General features: G+C 57.6%; 17 protein-coding genes. 9 read left to right on the top strand and 8 right to left on the bottom strand.

The features are described 5' to 3' along the window. Positions 1–206: 206 nt before the first annotated feature. The 5 genes from LOC22_RS18660 to efeU form a co-directional block, all read right to left on the bottom strand. On the bottom strand, positions 207–1,712 hold the full coding sequence (locus tag LOC22_RS18660) for an alanine/glycine:cation symporter family protein (protein ID WP_017384761.1): 1,506 nt from the start codon (positions 1,710–1,712) through the stop codon (positions 207–209). Positions 1,713–2,130: 418 nt separating this feature from the next. Beyond that, positions 2,131–2,922 (bottom strand): phosphate starvation-inducible protein PhoH, encoded by a 792-nt coding sequence (phoH, locus tag LOC22_RS18655; RefSeq protein ID WP_017384762.1) that lies wholly within the window; start codon positions 2,920–2,922, stop codon positions 2,131–2,133. A gap of 500 nt (positions 2,923–3,422) precedes the next feature. Then, positions 3,423–4,706, bottom strand: a complete 1,284-nt coding sequence (efeB, locus tag LOC22_RS18650) for an iron uptake transporter deferrochelatase/peroxidase subunit (RefSeq protein ID WP_023296295.1) — start codon at positions 4,704–4,706, stop codon at positions 3,423–3,425. Positions 4,707–4,709: 3 nt separating this feature from the next. After that, complete coding sequence (efeO, locus tag LOC22_RS18645; RefSeq protein WP_015570859.1) at positions 4,710–5,837, bottom strand: iron uptake system protein EfeO; 1,128 nt, start codon at positions 5,835–5,837, stop codon at positions 4,710–4,712. A 40-nt stretch (positions 5,838–5,877) separates the two neighbouring features. Continuing rightward, the gene (gene efeU, locus LOC22_RS18640) at positions 5,878–6,711 is read right to left on the bottom strand and encodes an iron uptake transporter permease EfeU (protein WP_017384765.1); all 834 of its coding nucleotides are present in this window, start codon (positions 6,709–6,711) and stop codon (positions 5,878–5,880) included. A gap of 251 nt (positions 6,712–6,962) precedes the next feature. On the opposite strand from efeU, the gene LOC22_RS18635 reads away from it, so the two are divergent. Further along, positions 6,963–8,147 carry a NupC/NupG family nucleoside CNT transporter gene (locus tag LOC22_RS18635; protein ID WP_017384766.1) on the top strand — a complete coding sequence of 395 codons (1,185 nt, stop codon included), beginning with the start codon at positions 6,963–6,965 and terminating at the stop codon, positions 8,145–8,147. Between the two features lie 72 nt (positions 8,148–8,219). On the opposite strand, the gene LOC22_RS18630 is transcribed toward LOC22_RS18635, so the two are convergent. Further along, on the bottom strand, positions 8,220–8,639 hold the full coding sequence (locus tag LOC22_RS18630; RefSeq protein WP_017384767.1) for a DUF3574 domain-containing protein: 420 nt from the start codon (positions 8,637–8,639) through the stop codon (positions 8,220–8,222). Between the two features lie 72 nt (positions 8,640–8,711). Further along, positions 8,712–10,220 (bottom strand): sodium/proline symporter PutP, encoded by a 1,509-nt coding sequence (putP, locus tag LOC22_RS18625; RefSeq protein ID WP_017384768.1) that lies wholly within the window; start codon positions 10,218–10,220, stop codon positions 8,712–8,714. A 422-nt stretch (positions 10,221–10,642) separates the two neighbouring features. On the opposite strand from putP, the gene putA reads away from it, so the two are divergent. Together putA and LOC22_RS18615 are read left to right on the top strand one after the other, a co-directional pair. Continuing rightward, positions 10,643–14,605, top strand: coding sequence for a trifunctional transcriptional regulator/proline dehydrogenase/L-glutamate gamma-semialdehyde dehydrogenase (putA, locus tag LOC22_RS18620; protein ID WP_023303409.1), 3,963 nt, complete (start codon positions 10,643–10,645; stop codon positions 14,603–14,605). Positions 14,606–14,706: 101 nt separating this feature from the next. Further along, a complete protein-coding gene (locus LOC22_RS18615) occupies positions 14,707–15,102 on the top strand; it encodes a lysozyme inhibitor LprI family protein (protein WP_032647943.1) in 396 nt (131 codons plus the stop codon). On the opposite strand, the gene rutR is transcribed toward LOC22_RS18615, so the two are convergent. Next, positions 15,099–15,737, bottom strand: a complete 639-nt coding sequence (gene rutR, locus LOC22_RS18610; protein WP_015570865.1) for an HTH-type transcriptional regulator RutR — start codon at positions 15,735–15,737, stop codon at positions 15,099–15,101. The genes LOC22_RS18615 and rutR overlap by 4 nt on opposite strands. A 243-nt stretch (positions 15,738–15,980) precedes the next feature. On the opposite strand from rutR, the gene rutA reads away from it, so the two are divergent. The 6 genes from rutA to rutF are packed head-to-tail and all read left to right on the top strand — an operon-like array spanning position 15,981 to position 20,071. After that, entirely contained in the window at positions 15,981–17,072 is a 1,092-nt protein-coding gene (gene rutA, locus LOC22_RS18605; protein WP_003858092.1) for a pyrimidine utilization protein A, read from the top strand. Beyond that, positions 17,072–17,761 (top strand): pyrimidine utilization protein B, encoded by a 690-nt coding sequence (gene rutB / locus LOC22_RS18600; RefSeq protein ID WP_103270010.1) that lies wholly within the window; start codon positions 17,072–17,074, stop codon positions 17,759–17,761. Before rutA ends, rutB begins: the two co-directional genes overlap by 1 nt. Before the next feature lie 11 nt (positions 17,762–17,772). Further along, positions 17,773–18,159, top strand: coding sequence for a pyrimidine utilization protein C (gene rutC, locus LOC22_RS18595; protein WP_015570870.1), 387 nt, complete (start codon positions 17,773–17,775; stop codon positions 18,157–18,159). Between the two features lie 7 nt (positions 18,160–18,166). Next, positions 18,167–18,967 carry a pyrimidine utilization protein D gene (rutD, locus tag LOC22_RS18590; protein WP_039271149.1) on the top strand — a complete coding sequence of 267 codons (801 nt, stop codon included), beginning with the start codon at positions 18,167–18,169 and terminating at the stop codon, positions 18,965–18,967. Positions 18,968–18,976: 9 nt separating this feature from the next. Then, a complete protein-coding gene (locus tag LOC22_RS18585) occupies positions 18,977–19,567 on the top strand; it encodes a malonic semialdehyde reductase (RefSeq protein ID WP_017693662.1) in 591 nt (196 codons plus the stop codon). Positions 19,568–19,579: 12 nt separating this feature from the next. Further along, positions 19,580–20,071 (top strand): NADH-dependent FMN reductase RutF, encoded by a 492-nt coding sequence (gene rutF / locus LOC22_RS18580; protein WP_015570873.1) that lies wholly within the window; start codon positions 19,580–19,582, stop codon positions 20,069–20,071. Positions 20,072–20,091 lie beyond the last annotated feature (20 nt).

The raw sequence follows: 20,091 nt of genomic DNA, 5'->3' as shown, positions 1-20,091 counted from the left end.
TTCTTTTATATTCTCCGAAAAGGGGGGGATGAGAACCCCCGACTGGGGTTCGACAACTGGCGGCAGCCAGTTGGACAGACTGAGAGCATAGCGAACAGGCTGCCCGCAGGGCGAGCGAAGCGAGTCAATCCCCCCCGGTGCGACACGAGCTGCCTCACCTACAAAAAAAAGCCCGTACAAAAGCACGGGCCTGTCTCAACCATTCCTCAGCTATTCAGCTTTCCAGCCGGTTGCTTTCCCTCGGGAGCAAGTCTCTGGCCAATATTCAAACCCGCTTCATCCTTACGCTCCTCCAGCCAGTAATCCGCATTTTTAATCCCCAGCCGAACCGGGTCAAAGTGTGGATCCAACCCCTGTGCATTCTGGATTTCATAATCCTTCAGGCTGGCAAACGCTTTTTTATGCAACAGAACGATGGCAATAATGTTGAGCCATGCCATCAGCCCTACGCCAATATCCCCTAATCCCCAGGCCAGATCCGCGGTGCGTACCGTGCCATATACCGTCGAAGCCATCAGACACAGCTTGAGCAGGAACGTCAGCCACGGGCGATGAATCTTACGGTTGATGTAGGCGATATTCGTTTCAGCGATGTAGTAGTAAGCAATGATCGTGGTGAAGGCAAAGAAGAACAGCGCGATGGCAACAAAATAATTACCGAAGCCCGGCATCATACTTTCCATTGCCGTCTGGACATATCCCGGTCCTGCGGCCACGCCCGCTATTCCGGTATAGAGCGCTGCGCCGTCGACGCCCTGCACGTTATACAGCCCGGTGATCAACAGCATAAACCCGGTCGCGGAGCAGACAAACAGCGTGTCGATGTACACGGAGAACGCCTGAACCAGCCCCTGTTTCACCGGATGGCTTACGGCCGCCGCCGAGGAGGCATGTGGCCCGGTACCCTGCGCCGCCTCGTTGGAATAGACGCCACGCTTGACGCCCCACATGATGGCCTGGCCCAGAATAGCGCCAAACCCAGCTTCAAGGCCAAAAGCACTTTTCCAGATCAGCAATATAACTGAAGGAAGCTGATCAATATTGATAGCGATAATCACGCACGCGACAATAATATAGCCGAGCGCCATAAACGGAACCACCATGCTGCTAAAGCTGGCAATCCTTTTTACGCCACCAAAAATAATAAAACTCAACAGCACAGCAAGTAACGCCGCCGTGACATTTGGGCTCAGACCAAAGGCAATATCCAGGCTCGCACCAATGGAGTTTGCCTGCACACCTGGCAGTAATAATCCGCAGGAGAAAATCGTTACGATGGCAAATAACCATGCGTACCACTTCACGCCTAACCCTTTCTCAATATAAAAGGCAGGACCACCACGATATTCGCCGTTAATTTTCTCTTTATAAACCTGACCTAACGTGGATTCGACAAAAGCAGAGCTTGCCCCCAAAAATGCCACGATCCACATCCAGAAAAGCGCACCGGGTCCACCAAAGGTAATGGCGGTCGCTACACCGGCAATATTCCCTGTCCCCACGCGGCCCGCCAGCGTCATCGTCAGCGCCTGAAACGACGACACGCCTGCCTCGGTAGGACGCCCCTGAAACATCAGGGTAATCATAAGTTTTATATGCCGTAATTGCAGAAAGCGACTACGCAGCGAGAAATAGAGGCCGACACCCAGACATAAAAATATTAACGCCGGGCTCCAGATAACACCATTAATTGCACTAACCAGTTCGTTCATGTATGACCCTTAGCGTGATGTTCCAGAGGAAACGATCCCCTGGCGAGTTTCTTTTTAGAATTTTGTCTGAACAAGTACGAAACATAGATAATTACCCAAAAGACACCAACTTAATTTTTACTGCTTAGTCATGTTCTGTGACAACATTCACGTTTAATTTTAAACCAATAATTAGCATGATCATTATATTCATAGATATTTTGTGGGTATTATAAATACATATCACATTTCCGTGACCTGTATAAAAAGCGTTCGCAGCAAATTAACAGTAATATTATTATTACCGCAAAACGGGGCGTAAATCCTGTTGAATGCTATAGGAAATAAATATGATTTAAAAAAGCCACGCGTGCAGAGGGAATAAAGGAAGCTTCCCGGCATAACGCCGGGAAGAAATGACTTAAAATGTGAAATGATCTTAGTCGGAGTACACTTCCAGCGTTCGTTGGCACAGCGCTGAGCGGACGCAGTCCTCTTTTGTGAAGCGGACCACCCCTATCATCTCATCTTCCTCAAAACGTGACATGGCATCGCTCAGGCCGGACTTCACGCCCGACGGCAGGTCACACTGGGTAATATCGCCGTTGACGATAACCGTCACGTTCTCCCCGAGGCGCGTTAAAAACATCTTCATTTGCGCAGCGGTTACGTTCTGAGCCTCGTCAAGAATAACGACCGCATTTTCAAATGTACGTCCGCGCATATAGGCGAACGGCGCGATTTCCACCTTGCCAATCTCTGGTCGCAGGCAGTACTGCATAAAGGAAGCGCCCAACCGCTTCACCAGCACGTCATAGACGGGCCTGAAGTACGGGGCAAACTTCTCGGAAATATCGCCGGGCAGGAAGCCCAGATCTTCATCCGCTTGCAGTACCGGACGGGTAACGATGATCCTTTCCACGTCCTTATGAATCAGCGCCTCCGCCGCTTTGGCGGCGCTGATCCAGGTTTTCCCGCATCCGGCTTCCCCGGTTGCAAAGATGAGCTGTTTACTCTCGATAGCATTCAGGTAGTGCGCCTGAGCTTCATTCCGCGCCACAATTGGCGATGCATCGCGGCTGTCCCGCGCCATGCCAATGGATTCTACGCCGCTCATCTGCACAAGCGAGGTGACCGATTCTTCTTCACGCTGCTTATGGCTACGTGAATCCCGTCTCAGCACACGTTTTGCTTCACGACGAGCTTTGATCACTGCTTTCTGTCTTCCCATGGATAGCACCTTGAGTTGTTGGTATTCATCACACGCGCCAGCATCGGCACGATTATGCGCACGAACATCAGAGGGTTGGCTTCCTTGTAAGCCATTGCTTGCATTACCGGATGACGATATACAACGGCTACGCGCACCGTTATGCACGTCGGTAGAAAAAGGTTCTTGAGGTGAAGGAGAGAATTTGGTGGTGAAGAAATCGCTGCCGGAGTCTGAGCCTCCGCGCCGGGTACTGCGGTTGATGTGTTTACCTTGTCCAGTACAGGACGCAACCATTCGCGATCTCCATAGTGAGTTAGCATCACTGCCGGGAACTACCGCTGTCTTCTCTTAAGTACATCAGGAATTATCATAAATGCAACATTTATTTTACCTGAATGCAACTTTTAGGACTGCCCCTACATGGAAAATCAGTCTTATATAGAAATATTACAGAAATATAACAATAAGATAGTCCTTCGAAAAAATAATGTCCCCGCGAACTGTCGCAGGGACGATTATCAGGCTTCTATCAGACCCTGAGCGAGCCAGGCGTTCGCGTCACGCGCGCCGGGCAGGGCAAAGAAATAGCCGCCGCCGATGGGCTTAATATATTCCTCCAGCGCTTCGCCGTTGAGCCGCTTCTGCACGGTGAGGAATCCCTTCTCCAGATCGTGCTGATAGCAGACAAACAGCAGTCCCATATCAAGCTGACCGGAGTTGGTCACCCCCAGCGAGTAGCTGTAGCCCCTGCGCATCATCAGGCTGGATTGCGTCTCTTTGGTGCGAGGATTGGCGAGGCGAATATGGCTGTCCAGCGCGATGACATCCCCGTTCGGATCGCGGGCGTAGTCGGGTTCATCGTGCTCGTGCTTCATGCCGAGCGGTGCGCCGGTTTGCTTATCGCGACCGAAGATAGTTTGCTGCTCTTTCAGCGGCGTGCGGTCCCAGAACTCCACGTGGAACTGAATGATACGCACCGCCTGATAGGTGCCTCCGACCGCCCAGGCCGGTTCGCCCTGATCCGCCGTCACCCATACCACGTTCTTCATCAACGCGGTATTGCTGCTGTCCGGGTTGGCGGTGCCGTCTTTGAAGCCCAGCAGGTTGACCGGCGTCTCTTTCCCTTTACTGCGCGCGGCGTGGTCAGAGATAAAACCTTCCCGCTTCCAGCGCACGCTCAGCAGATCCGGGGTGTGCTTGATAATATCGCGCAGGGCATGGATCACCGTATCCTGGGTATTAGCGCAGATCTGCAACAGCAGATCGCCGTGGCACAGCGCCGCGTCGAGAGAATCATTCGGGAATCGCGTCATTTTTTGCAGCGCTTTCGGCTTCTGCTTCGCCAGTCCGTAGCGATCATCAAACAGCGATTCCCCCACCGACACGGTGATGGTCAGATTATCGGGAGCGATAAACGCGCCGAGGATGCCGGAATCCATCGGCGGCAGGCGCGGATTCGGTGTTTCCGGTGCGGGACCGCCGGCGGTGAGGAAGGCAATACGCGTGGTCAACAGCCTGAACAGACGCTCAAGGTCGGCTTTATCACTCGCCAGCGAATCGAAAGCCACCAGCATCATCGAGGCCTGCTGCGGCGTCAGGATCCCCGCCTGGTGCTCACCATAAAACGGCTGCGTTTCCATACGCGCATCCGGGGAGAGCGTGCCAGGGGCGCTTTGCGGTTTTGCCGCATGCGCCACCGGACAGCCTCCCGCCAGGGCAAACGCGCCGCCCAGCGCCCCTACCCCTTTTAACAACCGACGTCGGGAAGGTTCCGCCACGTCGTATTCGTCATGCTTGTTCATCGCTTAATCCAGACCCAGTACGCCACGCAGCAGGGAGAGATCTTCCGCCAGGGTGGTTATCGGGCCTTTCAGCGCGTTACGGTCAGCATCGGTCAGCTTGTCGTAGGTTTCGAACCCGTCTTTGGTGCGGTATTTCGCCAGGATAGCGTCAACTTTCTTAAAGTTGGCATCCACTTTCGCCAGCAGCTCGCCGTTCTCTTTTTGCAGCTGAGGCCGCAGCAGCTCGACAATTTTCTGTGCGCCGTCGACGTTCGCCTGGAAGTCCCACAGGTCGGTGTGGCTGTAACGATCTTCTTCACCGCTGATTTTGCTGGCGGCCACTTCTTCAATCAGGCCCGCTGCGCCACCCACCACTTTCGACGGTGGGAATGCCAGCTCGCTGATGCGTTTTTGCAGCTCCAGCACGTCGCTGTTGAGCTGCTCGGCGTATTTCTCCATCCCACTGGTGGAGTTATCGCCAAACAGGGCTTTTTCCAGACGGTGGAAGCCGGTGAATTTCGGATCGGTGGCCTTCTGCTCGTAGTCGTCTTCACGGGCGTCAATGCTGCCATCGAGGTCAGAGAACAGTTCGGCAATCGGCTCAATGCGCTCGTAGTGCTGACGGGTAGGCGCATACTGGGATTTCGCTTTTTCGATGTCGCCCGCTTTCACCGCGTCGGTAAAGGCTTTGGTGCCTGCCACCAGGTCCGCTGTCTCTTTGGTGACGTAGGCTTTATAGGCGGTAATGGCGTCGCCGAGGCTCAGCAGCGCCGTGCCTTTGGCCGCGTCCGCCGTCGCTGCGCCTTTGACGATCAGCTTACCTTTCGGGTTAGTCAGCAGGCCGCAGGTCATGTCATATTCCCCGGGCTGAAGATTTGCGGTCATCTTCTGGCTGAAGCCCGGCGCGATATTCTCGCGCTCTTCCACCACCATCACGCCTTTCAGAATTTCCCACTCCAGCGCCTTCTGGCTGTGGTTCTGAATAATAAACTGCGTTTTACCGCTGTTAACCGTGATGGTCATCGGCTCGCACTGTTTATCGTTGACGGTGACTTTTACCTGCGGAATATCTGCCGCCTGAGCGGTGAAGGCAGACACGAACAGCGCGGCAATGCCTGCGCATAACGCACTACGACGGAACTGAATGGCCATGACTCTTCCCTTTAAAAGTATGTTGTAACTAAAACAGCACTTACGGCGCTACGCGCGACGTCTGCGAGCCGGTACGCGGCGGCATAGCGAACAGGATCAGCGCCGGAACCAGATAGATAAAGTACATCGCCACTTCGCTGACGCTCGGCGTTTCCTGGTAGCCGAAGATCCCTTCGAGCAGGGTACCGGTCAGTGAATGGGTCGACAGGACGTTGCTGAGATCGAACGCCACGTCCTGGAAGTGGTTCCACAGACCCGCTTCGTGGAAGGCGCGGATCGCCCCTGCCGCCAGCCCTGCGGCCACCAGCAGAATAAACAGGCTGGTCCACTTGAAGAACGCGCCCAGGTTAAGACGAATGCCGCCCCAGTAGAGCAGGAAGCCAAGCACAACCGCCGTGGCCAGCCCGAGCACCGCGCCCAGCGGCGGCCAGATGCCCACGTCCTGCTGAAAAGCCGCGAGCAGGAAGAACACAGACTCCAGGCCTTCACGCGCCACGGCGAAAAAGACCATCATGATCAGCGCCCAGCCGTGGTGGTTGCCTTTTTGCAGGGCGTTATCCACCGCCTGCTCAAGCTGTACCTTCACGTTACGGGAGACCTTGCGCATCCAGAACACCATCCAGGTGAGGATCACCACCGCAATCACGGCGACGATCCCTTCAAACAGCTCCTGCTCTTTCTGCGGGAACTCCCCGGTGGTTTCGTTGATGAGGATACCGAGGCCCAGGCAGAGCGCCGCAGCAAGGAAAACCCCAACCCACATGACGCCAATCCAGCGTCCGCGCTGGGTACGCTTCAGATAACTGGCGATAAGGCTAACAATCAGGGCCGCTTCAAGGCCTTCACGTAACATAATGAGAAAAGGAACAAACATGCCGACACCTTAAATGTTTATCGCGGTCAACTGATGCAAAGAAAAGTAAATTCTTGTGATAGTGATTATCATTACGGCAACAAGAAAAACAAGCGAAATGTGTTGAGTTTTGATGACCAGATGTAAACGCATTGCGGAGTAATAATTGCCTGAGTAACCGTTACGTTTATAAGGTATAACGAAAATGCCCATTTACGGTTAACCGGGGCTGTGGCTAAATGTCCGCCTCGAAAACCAACTGAAAATAAGCCATGTTTAAAATTGTCCATTTCCTGCTGGCGCTGGTGATTATTCTTGCGCTCGCCTGGCTGGTGAGTTTCGACCGCCGAAAAATTCGTATTCGTTTCGTTTTACAGCTGATCGTGATCGAAATCGCGCTGGCGTTCTTTTTCCTCCACGCAGAAAGCGGCCTGTTTATTATTAAATACGTTTCCGGTTTCTTTGAGTCGCTGCTTAAATTCGCTGCCGAAGGGACGAATTTTGTCTTTGGCGGGATGGGTGAAAAAGGGCTGGCGTTCATTTTCCTTGGCGTGCTCTGCCCCATTATTTTTATCTCGGCGCTGATTGGTATTCTTCAGCACTGGCGTATTCTGCCGATCTTTATTCGGGTGATCGGGACGCTGCTGTCAAAACTGAACGGCATGGGCAAGCTGGAATCCTTTAACGCGGTGAGTTCGCTGATCCTCGGTCAGTCGGAAAACTTCATTGCCTACAAAGGCGTGCTGGGCGATCTCTCCTCGCGTCGTCTGTTTACGATGGCTGCCACGGCCATGTCGACGGTTTCGCTGTCGATTGTCGGGGCCTATATGACTATGCTCGACGCCAGGTTTGTCGTCGCGGCGCTGATCCTGAACATGTTCAGCACCTTTATTATTCTTTCGGTCATTAACCCGGCCCGCCCGGAAGCGGAGCCGGATATCAGGCTGGAAAAACTGCACGAATCCCAGAGCTTCTTTGAAATGCTGGGCGAGTATATTCTGGCCGGTTTTAAGGTGGCGATGATTATTCTGGCGATGCTGATTGGCTTTATCGCCCTTATTAGCGCCATTAACGCCCTCTTCTCCGGCATATTTGGCATGAGCTTCCAGCAGATTCTGGGTTATGTGTTTTATCCGCTGGCGTGGCTTATTGGTATTCCGCTGAGCGATGCCTTAAGCGCGGGGAGCATTATGGCAACTAAACTGGTGGCGAATGAATTTGTGGCGATGATCGAGCTGCAAAAAATAGCCCATCAAATGTCACCGCGCGGGCTGGGGATTTTGTCCGTGTTCCTGGTATCGTTCGCTAACTTCGCTTCCATCGGCATTGTGGCGGGGGCAATAAAAGGTCTGAATGAGCAACAGGGTAACGTGGTGTCGCGGTTTGGTTTACGCCTTGTATACGGGGCAACGCTGGTAAGCCTGCTGTCGGCAAGCTTTGCGGGGTTGGTGCTGTAAGTTTTGTGCCCGGCGGCGCTTCGCTTGCACGGGCCTACGATACAACAACGGCGGGTTTCCCGCCGTTTTTCATTAAAACTGCACGCACACCGGCTGGTCGACCCGCATCACCGACTCCTGCGCGAAGCGTGACTTATAGATCCCGCGCAACGCTTCGATATTCTTCTCACTCTGCGCGTCTTTAGCGTGGATCAGCATCAATGCCTTGCTCGGCTCGCGCGCCACTTTTCCATCATTCCCCAGCCACTGACCGCGCGCATCAAATACCGTTAAACCATCGCGAAAGCGTGGCGTCACGTCCTGGTCGACAAACTGCTGCCATTCGTTGCCTGTGATTTGCGCCCCGGCAGGACGGTTTAAGCCGAAATAAAGCGTGGTCTGCTGCATCTGATTTTCTGCTTTGCAGGTTTCCACCGCCGCGTGCTGTGCGGGTGCGCTACAGCCCGACAGCATCACGAATGCTGCCACCATTAACCCTGTTTTAATTCTCATTGATGAAGACTCACATAGGTGAAAGGACTATCCCCTCTCCCCACCGGGGAGAGGGTTAGGGTGAGGGGAAAATTACTCAGCCTGGAGCTTAGACGGCGGCGCTGAGTGATAGTGCGCGTCCGCCTCCGCAAAGCGTTTCTGCATAGACGCAGACGGCGCTTTACCCAGCAGGCTAAACACCACGATACCGAGGCTGCCGAAGATGAAGCCCGGAATGATTTCGTACAGGCCCAGCCACGCGAACTGTTTCCAGACGATAACGGTTACCGCACCGATAATCATCCCCGCCAGCGCGCCGTTGCGGGTCATGCGTGACCACAGTACAGAGAACAGCACCACCGGACCAAATGCCGCACCGAAGCCCGCCCAGGCGTAGCTCACCAGCCCCAGGACGCGGTTTTCCGGGTTTGCCGCCAGCGCAATCGCCACCAGCGCAACCACCAGCACCATAAAGCGCCCTACCCACACCAGCTCTTTCTGGCTCGCGCCCTTACGCAGGAACGCTTTGTAGAGGTCTTCGGTGATGGCGCTGGAGCACACCAGCAGCTGACAGCTCAGGGTGGACATCACCGCCGCGAGGATCGCGGAGAGCAGAATACCGGCAATCCACGGGTTGAACAGGATCTGCGCCAGCTCGATGAACACGCGCTCGGCGTTCTGGTTCACCGCGCCCGCCTGCGCCGGGTTGTTGTTGAAGTACGCGATACCGAAGAAGCCGACCGCACACGCCCCCGCCAGACACAGGATCATCCACGTCATGCTGATGCGACGCGCGTGAACGATGGTGTGGTGAGAATCCGCCGCCATGAAGCGCGCCAGAATGTGCGGCTGGCCGAAGTAGCCCAGGCCCCAGCCCATCAGAGAGACGATGGCGACGAAGTTCAACCCTTTCAGCATATCGACGTTTTCGATGCTCTTCTGCTTGATCACTTCCAGCGATTCGCCAAAGCCGCCGACGGTGAAAATGACAATCACCGGAGTCAGGATCAGGGCGAAGATCATCAGGCTCGCCTGCACGGTATCGGTCCAGCTTACCGCCAGGAATCCGCCCACGAAGGTATAGAGGATGGTTGCTGCGGCGCCGGCCCACAGGGCGGTTTCATAGCTCATGCCGAAGGTGCTTTCGAACAGGCGCGCGCCCGCCACGATGCCGGAGGCACAGTAGATGGTGAAGAACAGCAGGATCACCACCGCGGAGATAATGCGCAGGATACGGCTGTTATCTTCAAAGCGTCCGGTGAAGTAGTCCGGCAGCGTCAGGGCGTTGTTGTTGGCTTCGGTGTGCACGCGCAGACGGCCTGCCACCAGCTTCCAGTTGATCCACGCGCCGACGGTCAGGCCGATGGCGATCCAGCTTTCGGAGATACCGGAGATGAAAATCGCGCCCGGCAGCCCCATCAGCAGCCAGCCGCTCATGTCGGAAGCGCCCGCAGAGAGTGCGGTGACCATCGGGCCTAAGCTGCGCCCGCCGAGGATGTAGTCGTCAAAGTTTTTAGTGGAACGCCATGCCAAAAACCCTATCAGGATCATGCCAAAAATATAAACGAGAAATGTCACCAGCATCGGTGTGCTAATAGCCATTCAAATTCTCCAAAATGTCGAGCGACAACCGTCCGGGTTGCCTTGTTATGTCATCACCGGAACGTAGTGATGTGTGTATGTGTTTCCGTTGGGCGCGCTATCCTGCCGTATACGCATCCCACTGACAAACGATTTAACACTGCATTTACATGAATTTCATCCCTGGTTTTATACGTCTTTCCTATAGGTTGCACTCGCTCACGCTTTTACGGGTTGCACCTTTAAAAAGTGTTAAGCACCGCATAAAAACTGGGCTCAGAAACCGCCGCACGTTCTTTTTCACAGCTAACTAATCGTTAACAATCCATTCATTTTCCAGCTTGCAGACCAGGTCACATTTAACACGGTTGCACAAAGTTGCAACATGGTGGATATTTCACGCTATCAACAGAACGCTATTACAGAACAACAGGAGTTTTGGCATGGGGATGACCACCATGGGGGTTAAGCTGGATGACGCTACCCGCGAACGGATTAAAACCGCTGCGACCCGCATCGACCGCACACCGCACTGGTTAATCAAGCAGGCGATTTTTAACTATCTGGAAAGACTGGAGAGTGAAGAAGGTCTGCCGGAGCTGCCTGCCCTGCTGGCGGGTGCAGCGAACGAAAGCGAAGAGGCCGCGACGGCCGTTGAAGAGAACCACCAGCCGTTCCTGGAATTTGCCGAGCAGATCCTGCCGCAGTCCGTCAGCCGTGCCGCCATTACCGGCGCCTACCGCCGTGCCGAAACCGACGCCGTGCCGATGCTCCTGGAGCAGGCGCGCCTGCCGGAAGCCGTTGCCGCTCAGGCGCACAGCCTCGCGTATCAGCTCGCCGACAAGCTGCGTAACCAGAAAACCGCCAGCGGACGCGCCGGTATGGTGCAGGGTCTGTTGCAGGAGTTCTCCCTCTCCTCGCAGGAAGGCGTGGCGCTGATGTGTCTGGCGGAAGCGCTGCTGCGTATTCCGGATAAAGCCACCCGCGATGCCCTGATCCGCGACAAAATCAGTAACGGCAACTGGCACTCCCACATTGGCCGCAGTCCGTCCCTGTTCGTTAACGCCGCCACCTGGGGCCTGCTGTTTACCGGCAAGCTGGTCTCCACCCATAACGAAGCCAACCTGTCGCGCTCTCTGAACCGCATCATCGGCAAGAGCGGCGAGCCGCTGATCCGCAAGGGTGTGGACATGGCGATGCGCCTGATGGGCGAGCAGTTCGTCACCGGGGAAACCATTGCCGAAGCGCTGGCGAACGCCCGCAAGCTGGAAGACAAAGGCTTCCGCTACTCCTACGACATGCTGGGTGAAGCGGCGCTGACCGCCGCCGACGCGCAGGCCTACATGGTCTCTTACCAGCAGGCGATCCACGCCATCGGTAAAGCGTCCAACGGTCGCGGTATTTATGAAGGTCCGGGCATCTCTATCAAGCTTTCCGCCCTGCACCCGCGCTACAGCCGTGCGCAGTACGACCGGGTGATGGAAGAACTCTACCCGCGCCTGAAGTCCCTGACCCTGCTGGCGCGCCAGTATGACATCGGCATCAACATCGACGCCGAAGAGGCGGACCGTCTGGAGATCTCCCTCGACCTGCTGGAAAAACTGTGCTTCGAGCCGGAGCTGGCGGGCTGGAACGGGATTGGTTTCGTTATCCAGGCCTACCAGAAACGCTGTCCGTTCGTCATTGACTACCTGATTGACCTGGCCAGCCGCAGCCGTCGCCGCCTGATGATCCGTCTGGTGAAGGGCGCCTACTGGGACAGCGAAATCAAACGCGCCCAGATGGAAGGTCTGGAAGGTTATCCGGTCTATACCCGCAAGGTCTATACCGACGTCTCTTACCTCGCCTGCGCGAAAAAACTGCTCGGCGTGCCGAACCTGATTTATCCGCAGTTCGCCACCCACAACGCCCACACCCTGGCGGCGATCTACAGCCTCGCGGGTCAGAACTACTATCCGGGCCAGTACGAGTTCCAGTGCCTGCACGGCATGGGTGAACCGCTGTACGAGCAAGTGACCGGTAAAGTGGCCGACGGCAAGCTGAACCGTCCGTGCCGAATCTATGCCCCGGTAGGTACCCACGAGACCCTGCTGGCCTACCTGGTGCGTCGTCTGCTGGAGAACGGGGCGAACACCTCCTTCGTTAACCGCATCGCCGATACCACCCTGCCGCTGGACGAACTGGTGGCCGATCCGGTACAGGCCGTTGAGAAGATGGCGGCGCAGGAAGGCCAGATTGGTCTGCCGCATCCGAAAATTGCCCTGCCGCGCGAGCTGTACGGCGCGGGCCGCGTCAACTCGGCGGGTCTGGATCTGGCGAACGAACACCGTCTGGCGTCGCTCTCTTCCGCCCTGCTTAACAGCGCATTGCAGAAGTGGCAGGCCAGGCCGATCCTTGAGCAGTCCGTTGAGGACGGTGAAATGCAGCCGGTGATCAACCCGGCAGAGCCGAAGGATATCGTCGGCTACGTGCGCGAAGCCACGGAAACGGAAGTGGAGCAGGCCCTGGAGAGCGCGGTGAACAACGCGCCAATCTGGTTTGCCACCCCGCCGCAGGAGCGTGCCGCCATTCTGGAACGCGCGGCGGTGCTGATGGAAGATCAGATGCAGCAGCTTATCGGCATTCTGGTGCGTGAAGCGGGTAAAACCTTCAGCAACGCCATCGCCGAAGTGCGCGAGGCGGTCGACTTCCTGCACTACTACGCCGGTCAGGTGCGCGATGATTTCGACAACGAAACCCACCGTCCGCTCGGCCCGGTGGTGTGTATCAGCCCGTGGAACTTCCCGCTGGCGATCTTCACCGGCCAGATTGCCGCGGCGCTGGCCGCAGGCAACAGCGTTCTGGCGAAACCGGCAGAGCAGACCCCGCTGATTGCCGCCCAGGGCATTAGCATTCTGCTGGAAGCGGGCGTACCGGCGGGCGTGGTGCAGCTGCTGCCAGGGCGCGGTGAAACGGTCGGGGCCAAACTGACCTCCGATAACCGCGTACGCGGCGTGATGTTTACCGGTTCTACCGAAGTGGCCTCCCTGCTACAACGCAACATCGCCACCCGTCTGGATGCGCAGGGCCGTCCTACCCCGCTGATCGCTGAAACCGGCGGCATGAACGCCATGATCGTGGACTCCTCCGCGCTCACCGAGCAGGTCGTCGTTGACGTGCTGGCCTCTGCTTTCGACAGCGCGGGCCAACGCTGTTCCGCCCTGCGCGTACTGTGCTTACAGGATGACGTGGCTGACCACACGCTGAAGATGCTGCGCGGTGCGATGGCGGAATGCCGCATGGGCAACCCGGGCCGTCTCACCACCGACATCGGGCCGGTGATCGACGCGGAAGCCAAAGCCAACATCGAAAACCACATTCAGACCATGCGTGCCAAAGGCCGTCCGGTGTTCCAGGCGGTGCGCGAGAACAGCGAAGATGCCCGCGAGTGGCAGACAGGCACCTTCGTGCCGCCAACGCTGATTGAGCTGGCAAGCTTCGACGAGCTGAAAAAAGAGGTCTTCGGTCCGGTACTGCACGTGGTGCGCTACAACCGTAACAACCTCAACGAGCTGATAGATCAGATCAACGCCTCGGGTTACGGCCTGACGCTTGGCGTGCATACCCGTATCGACGAAACTATTGCCCAGGTGACCGGCAATGCTAAAGTCGGCAACCTGTACGTCAACCGCAATATGGTTGGCGCGGTCGTGGGCGTGCAGCCATTCGGCGGTGAAGGTCTCTCCGGCACCGGCCCGAAAGCGGGCGGTCCGCTCTATCTGTACCGTCTGCTGGCAAACCGTCCGGAAAATGCGCTGGGCGTGACGCTGGCGCGTCAGGACGCGGAATATCCGGTGGATGCGCAGGTGAAAGCCGTGCTGACCCAACCGCTGGACGCGCTGATTAAGTGGGCTGAAAATCGTCCCGAGCTGCATGCGATTGCACAGCAGTACGGCGAGCTGGCGCAGGCGGGAACACAGCGTCTGCTGCCGGGTCCTACCGGTGAGCGCAACACCTGGACGCTGATGCCGCGCGAGCGTGTGCTGTGCGTGGCGGATAACGAGCAGGACGCGCTGGTGCAGCTGGCAGCCGCAACGGCAACGGGCTGTGAGGTGCTGTGGCCGGAAGATGCCCTGCATCGCGACCTCGCCAAACAGCTGCCAAAAGCGGTCTCGGCCCGCATTCGCTTTGCGAAAGCCGATGCCCTGCTGACCCAGCCGTTTGACGCGGTGATCTACCACGGTGATTCCGACCAGCTGCGCGAACTGTGTGAGCAGGTGGCGGCCCGCAGCGGTGCCATCGTTTCCGTGCAGGGCTTTGCGCGCGGGGAAACCAACCTGCTGCTGGAGCGTCTGTACGTTGAGCGCTCGCTCAGCGTCAACACCGCGGCGGCGGGCGGTAACGCCAGCCTGATGACAATCGGTTAATCGTGTAAACTCTCTCCGGTGACGCTACGCTTACCGGGGCTACAAAATCACCGTAGGCCGGATAAGCGCAGCGCATCCGGCTTTTTTACACGGAGGGAATGATGAAAAGAATATTTCTCGCAGGCGCAGCACTGCTGCTCAGCGCCAGTGCGCTGGCCGACGAGTGCGACAAAGCGACCACCCAGACAGAACTCAGTGCCTGTGCGGCAGAGCAGTACCAGGCTGCGGATAAAAAGCTCAACCAGACGTACCAGGCCGCCATCAAACGCGCGGCAGCCCCTCAGCGCGACCTGCTGAAAAAGGCGCAGCAGGCGTGGATCGCCCTGCGTGACGCAGACTGTAAATTGATGGGTTCAGGAACCGAAGGTGGCACTATTCAGCCGATGATTATCAACCAGTGCCTGACGGAGAAAACAGCGGAGCGCGAAGCCTTTCTGGCCTCGTTGATGCAGTGTGAAGAGGGCAATTTAAGCTGCCCTTTCCAACCGGCTGATTAGCGCACACGGATCCCTTCGATAATCATCCGCTGCACGTTATCCAGCGTACTCTGGAAAAACGCCTCGTCCTGGAGCGTTTTACCGGTCACCGCCTCGACCTGGGCCGCGAAGTCAGCGTAGTGCTGGGTTGAGGCCCAAATCATGAAGATCAGATGATGCGGATCGACGGGCGCCAGTTTTCCGCTGGCGACCCATCCGGCAATAATGGCCGATTTATCGTCCACCAGCTGCTTTAAATCGCCGGTCAGCTCCGCCTGCAACAGCGGCGCGCCCTGCAACATCTCCAGGCAGAACAGCCTTGATGCCTGCGGGTAATCACGCGATACCTCCAGCTTCAGGCGTATGTACTCCTCTATCGCCACCAGCGGGGCCAGCTCTTCGCGAAATGCTTTAAGTGGTGCGAGCCAGATATCCAGGATCTGCTGCATCACCGCCACATACAGCGCCTCTTTCGACGGGTAGTAGTAGAGCAGATTGGTCTTGGACACCCCGGCCTGCTCCGCCACCTGCTCAAGGCGCGTACCGTGAATACCAAACTGCGAAAATGTCTCCAGCGCGGCGCTGAGGATCGCCTGTTTCTTGGCGCTCACCGCCTGCGAACGTTTACCGGGTGTTTTCACTGCGCCTTGTGTCATTTTCGCTCTCCTTATTCTGCGTAGCCAACAGCATAGCAAAACCCCCGTCTCGCCACGACCTTCTGCACTCCCATCGCGCATGAGTGCCTGTTTTCTGTGCAATGTTTTTGACCATTTAGTCCACTTTCACACGCATCATCTCACCAACCTCTGATTAACACATTAATAACACTGCCATTTTCAAAAGTGGCACTGCCTTTGCAAAATCGTATTCACCTGCAATGTAGTGAAGAGAGGTTCGTGATGAAAATTGGCGTATTTGTACCGATCGGCAACAACGGCTGGCTTATCTCGACCACTGCCCCGCAATACATGCCGACCTTTGAGCTGAATAAAGCCATCGTGCAGAAAGCGGAGCACTACCACTTCGACTTTGCGCTCTCGATGATCAAGCTGCGCGGTTTCGGCGGTAAGACCGAATTCTGGGACCACAACCTGGAGTCTTTCACCCTGATGGCGGGCCTGGCGGCGGTAACCTCGCGCATCCAGATTTACGCCACCGCCGCCACCCTTACCCTTCCCCCGGCAATCGTGGCGCGGATGGCCTCCACCATCGACTCCATCTCCGGCGGGCGCTTTGGCGTTAACCTGGTCACCGGCTGGCAAAAGCCGGAGTACGAGCAGATGGGGATCTGGCCGGGGGACGATTACTTCTCCCGTCGCTACGACTACCTGACCGAATATGTGCAAGTGCTGCGCGATCTGTGGGGCACCGGCAAAAGCGATTTCAAAGGCGACTTCTTCACCATGAACGACTGCCGCGTCAGCCCGCAGCCGTCGGTGCCGATGAAGGTGATATGCGCCGGACAGAGCGACGCGGGAATGGAATTCTCGGCGAAATACGCCGACTTCAACTTCTGCTTCGGCAAAGGCGTTAACACCCCGGCCGCCTTCGCGCCCACCGCGGCACGCATGAAAGCGGCCGCCGACAAAACCGGGCGCGACGTGGGCTCCTACGTGCTGTTTATGGTGATTGCCGACGAAACCGACGACGCCGCGCGCGCCAAATGGGAACGATACAAGGACGGCGCGGATGACGAAGCGCTGAGCTGGCTTACCGAGCAGAGCCAGAAGGATACCCGCTCCGGCGCGGACACCAACGTTCGCCAGATGGCCGACCCGACGTCTGCCGTCAATATCAACATGGGCACGCTGGTTGGCTCGTATGCCAGCGTGGCCAGAATGCTCGACGAAGTGGCTGCCGTGCCCGGCGCCGAAGGCGTGCTGCTGACCTTCGATGATTTTCTCACCGGCGTGGAAACTTTCGGCGAGCGCATTCAGCCGCTGATGCAGTGCCGCGCCCACATCCCTGCCGTGACGAAGGAGGTGGCGTAATGACGACCCTCAACGCTCGCCCGGAAGCCATTACCTTTGACGCGCAGCGCAGCGCGCTGATCGTGGTGGATATGCAAAACGCCTATGCCAGTAAAGGCGGGTATCTGGATCTGGCCGGGTTTGACGTCTCCACCACGCAGCCGGTGATTGAGAACATCAAAACCGCCGTGAGCGCCGCGCGTGCTGCGGGCATGCTGATCGTCTGGTTCCAGAACGGCTGGGACGACCAGTACGTCGAGGCTGGCGGTCCCGGCTCACCCAACTTTCACAAATCCAACGCCCTGAAAACCATGCGCCAACGGCCCGAACTCCAGGGCACGCTGCTGGCGAAAGGCGGCTGGGATTATCAGCTGGTGGATGAGCTGGTACCGGAACCCGGCGATATCGTGCTGCCGAAACCGCGCTACAGCGGCTTTTTCAATACCCCGCTCGACAGCCTGCTGCGCAGCCGGGGCATTCGCCATCTGGTCTTTACGGGCATTGCCACCAACGTGTGCGTGGAGTCGACCCTGCGCGACGGCTTTTTCCTCGAGTATTTTGGGGTGGTGCTGGAGGATGCCACCCATCAGGCCGGGCCGGATTTTGCCCAGAAAGCCGCCCTGTTCAATATCGAAACCTTTTTTGGCTGGGTCAGTAACGTCAATGATTTCTGCGACGCGCTGGATCCCCCGCTCGCCCACATCGCCTGAGGAGAACCGCTATGCCGAAATCCGTGATTATTCCGCCGGGCACCAGCACCCCGATTGCCCCGTTTGTCCCCGGCACCCTCGCCGACGGCGTGGTGTATGTCTCGGGCACGCTGCCGTTTGATAAAGACAACAACGTGGTGTTTATCGATGACCCAAAGGCGCAAACCCGCCACGTGCTGGAGACAATCAAAACCGTGATCGAAACGGCGGGTGGGACGATGGAGGACGTGACCTTCAACAGCATCTTTATCACCGACTGGAAAAACTACGCCGCGATTAACGAGATTTACGCGGAGTTTTTCCCCGGCGATAAACCGGCGCGGTTTTGCATCCAGTGCGGGCTGGTAAAGCCCGAAGCGCTGGTTGAAATTGCCACCGTTGCGCACATCGCGAAGTGAGGCGGCCATGAAACTGTCCATTTCACCGCCCCCCTTTGCGGGCGCGCCCGTGGTGGTACTGATTGCCGGGCTCGGCGGCAGCGGCAGCTACTGGCTGCCCCAGCTCGCCGTGCTGGGGCAGGAGTATCAGGTGGTGTGCTACGACCAGCGGGGCACGGGGAATAACCCGGATACCCTGCCGGAAGACTACACCCTCGCACACATAGCCGACGAGCTCGCGCTGGCGTTAGCCGAGGCCGGGATCGCCCGTTACTGCGTGGTCGGTCACGCGCTGGGGGCGCTGGTCGGCCTGCGGCTGGCTATCGATAAGCCCGACGCCCTCACCGCGCTGGTCTGCGTCAACGGCTGGCTGACCCTCAATGCCCATACCCGCCGCTGTTTTGACGTTCGCGAACGCCTGCTGCATGCGGGCGGCGCGCAGGCGTGGGTAGAAGCACAGCCGCTGTTCCTCTACCCGGCAGACTGGATGGCCGCCCGCGCCCCGCGGCTTGAGGCCGAGGAGGCGCTGGCGCTGGCCCATTTTCAGGGCAAAGCCAATCTGCTGCGCAGGCTGCATGCCCTGAAGCAGGCCGATTTTAGCCGCCACGCTGCACGCGTTCGCTGCCCCGTGCAGATTATCTGTTCCACCGACGATCTGCTGGTGCCGTCCGTCTGCTCCGCTGAACTGCACGCCGCCCTCCCGCACGCCCGCAAAACGGTCATGCGCCAGGGCGGGCATGCCTGCAACGTGACCGCGCCGGACACCTTTAACACTCTGCTGCTGAACGGGCTTGCCAGCCTGCTGCACAGCCCAGAACCCGCTTTGTAAGGAGCTTGAATGAGCGAAGCCATCACGCCCGCCGCGCTGGAAACGCTGTTTACCGGCGCACGTACCCATAACGGCTGGCTGGATATACCGGTCAGTGACGAGACGCTGCGCGAGATTTATGACCTGATGAAATGGGGGCCGACGTCCGCCAACTGCTCCCCGGCGCGCATTGTGTTTGTGCGAAGCCCGGAAGGAAAAGAGAAGCTGCGCCCGGCGCTCTCCAGCGGCAACCTTGAGAAAACGCTCACTGCCCCGGTCACGGCGATTGTCGCCTGGGACAGCGAGTTTTATGAGCGCCTGCCTGAACTGTTCCCACACGGCGATGCCAGAAGCTGGTTTACCTCCAGCCCCGCGCTGGCGGAAGAGACCGCCTTTCGCAACAGCTCAATGCAGGCCGCGTACCTGATTTTCGCCTGCCGCGCGCTCGGGCTGGACACCGGGCCGATGTCGGGTTTTGACCGGGAAAAAGTGGACGCGGCCTTTTTCACGGGCACGCTACTCAAAAGCAATCTGCTGATTAACATCGGCTATGGCGATACGACCAAACTTTACGGACGCCTGCCGCGTCTGGCCTTTGACGATGCCTGCGGGCTGGCGTAAGGAGCGAACGTGATGACACCGGATAAACAAACCTTTCGCGACGCTATGGCCTGCGTCGGCGCAGCGGTCAATATCATTACCACCGACGGCCCGGCAGGCCTGGCGGGCTTCACCGCCAGCGCGGTATGCAGCGTCACGGATTCCCCGCCTACCCTGCTGGTGTGCCTGAACCGCGGCGCGTCGGTCTGGCCGATTTTCAGCGAGAACCGCACCCTGTGCGTTAACACGCTGAGTGCCGGACAGGAGCCTTTATCCAACCTGTTTGGCGGGAAAACGCCGATGGCGGACCGCTTTGCCGCTGCCCGCTGGCAGACAGGCGACACGGGCTGCCCGCGTCTGGAAAATGCGCTGGCCTCGTTCGACTGCCGCATCAGCCAGGTGGTGAGCGTTGGCACTCACGACATTCTGTTTTGCGACATTGTATCCATCGTACGCCACCCGGCGCCGCAAGGGCTGGTGTGGTTTGACCGCGGCTATCACGCACTTATGCGACCCGCCTGTTAATCCGCCTTCAGGAGACAGAT

This window comes from Enterobacter sp. AN-K1 (genome assembly GCF_020971765.1).
GTDB classification, from domain to species: domain Bacteria; phylum Pseudomonadota; class Gammaproteobacteria; order Enterobacterales; family Enterobacteriaceae; genus Enterobacter; species Enterobacter hormaechei_C.
Note: the sequence above shows the minus strand (reverse complement) of the source record. Positions and strands in the feature narration are given on the sequence as shown.

Bases quoted from the DNA above. Each gene is read 5' to 3' on its own strand.
- putA (WP_023303409.1), top strand. From the start codon at position 10,643: ATGGGGATGACCACCATGGGGGTTAAGCTGGATGACGCTACCCGCGAA.
- LOC22_RS18615 (WP_032647943.1), top strand. From the start codon at position 14,707: ATGAAAAGAATATTTCTCGCAGGCGCAGCACTGCTGCTCAGCGCCAGT.
- efeU (WP_017384765.1), bottom strand. From the start codon at position 6,711: ATGTTTGTTCCTTTTCTCATTATGTTACGTGAAGGCCTTGAAGCGGCC.
- phoH (WP_017384762.1), bottom strand. From the start codon at position 2,922: ATGGGAAGACAGAAAGCAGTGATCAAAGCTCGTCGTGAAGCAAAACGT.
- rutA (WP_003858092.1), top strand. From the start codon at position 15,981: ATGAAAATTGGCGTATTTGTACCGATCGGCAACAACGGCTGGCTTATC.
- LOC22_RS18585 (WP_017693662.1), top strand. From the start codon at position 18,977: ATGAGCGAAGCCATCACGCCCGCCGCGCTGGAAACGCTGTTTACCGGC.
- putP (WP_017384768.1), bottom strand. From the start codon at position 10,220: ATGGCTATTAGCACACCGATGCTGGTGACATTTCTCGTTTATATTTTT.
- rutR (WP_015570865.1), bottom strand. From the start codon at position 15,737: ATGACACAAGGCGCAGTGAAAACACCCGGTAAACGTTCGCAGGCGGTG.
- efeO (WP_015570859.1), bottom strand. From the start codon at position 5,837: ATGGCCATTCAGTTCCGTCGTAGTGCGTTATGCGCAGGCATTGCCGCG.
- LOC22_RS18660 (WP_017384761.1), bottom strand. From the start codon at position 1,712: ATGAACGAACTGGTTAGTGCAATTAATGGTGTTATCTGGAGCCCGGCG.
- rutF (WP_015570873.1), top strand. From the start codon at position 19,580: ATGACACCGGATAAACAAACCTTTCGCGACGCTATGGCCTGCGTCGGC.
- efeB (WP_023296295.1), bottom strand. From the start codon at position 4,706: ATGAACAAGCATGACGAATACGACGTGGCGGAACCTTCCCGACGTCGG.
- rutD (WP_039271149.1), top strand. From the start codon at position 18,167: ATGAAACTGTCCATTTCACCGCCCCCCTTTGCGGGCGCGCCCGTGGTG.
- LOC22_RS18635 (WP_017384766.1), top strand. From the start codon at position 6,963: ATGTTTAAAATTGTCCATTTCCTGCTGGCGCTGGTGATTATTCTTGCG.
- LOC22_RS18630 (WP_017384767.1), bottom strand. From the start codon at position 8,639: ATGAGAATTAAAACAGGGTTAATGGTGGCAGCATTCGTGATGCTGTCG.
- rutC (WP_015570870.1), top strand. From the start codon at position 17,773: ATGCCGAAATCCGTGATTATTCCGCCGGGCACCAGCACCCCGATTGCC.
- rutB (WP_103270010.1), top strand. From the start codon at position 17,072: ATGACGACCCTCAACGCTCGCCCGGAAGCCATTACCTTTGACGCGCAG.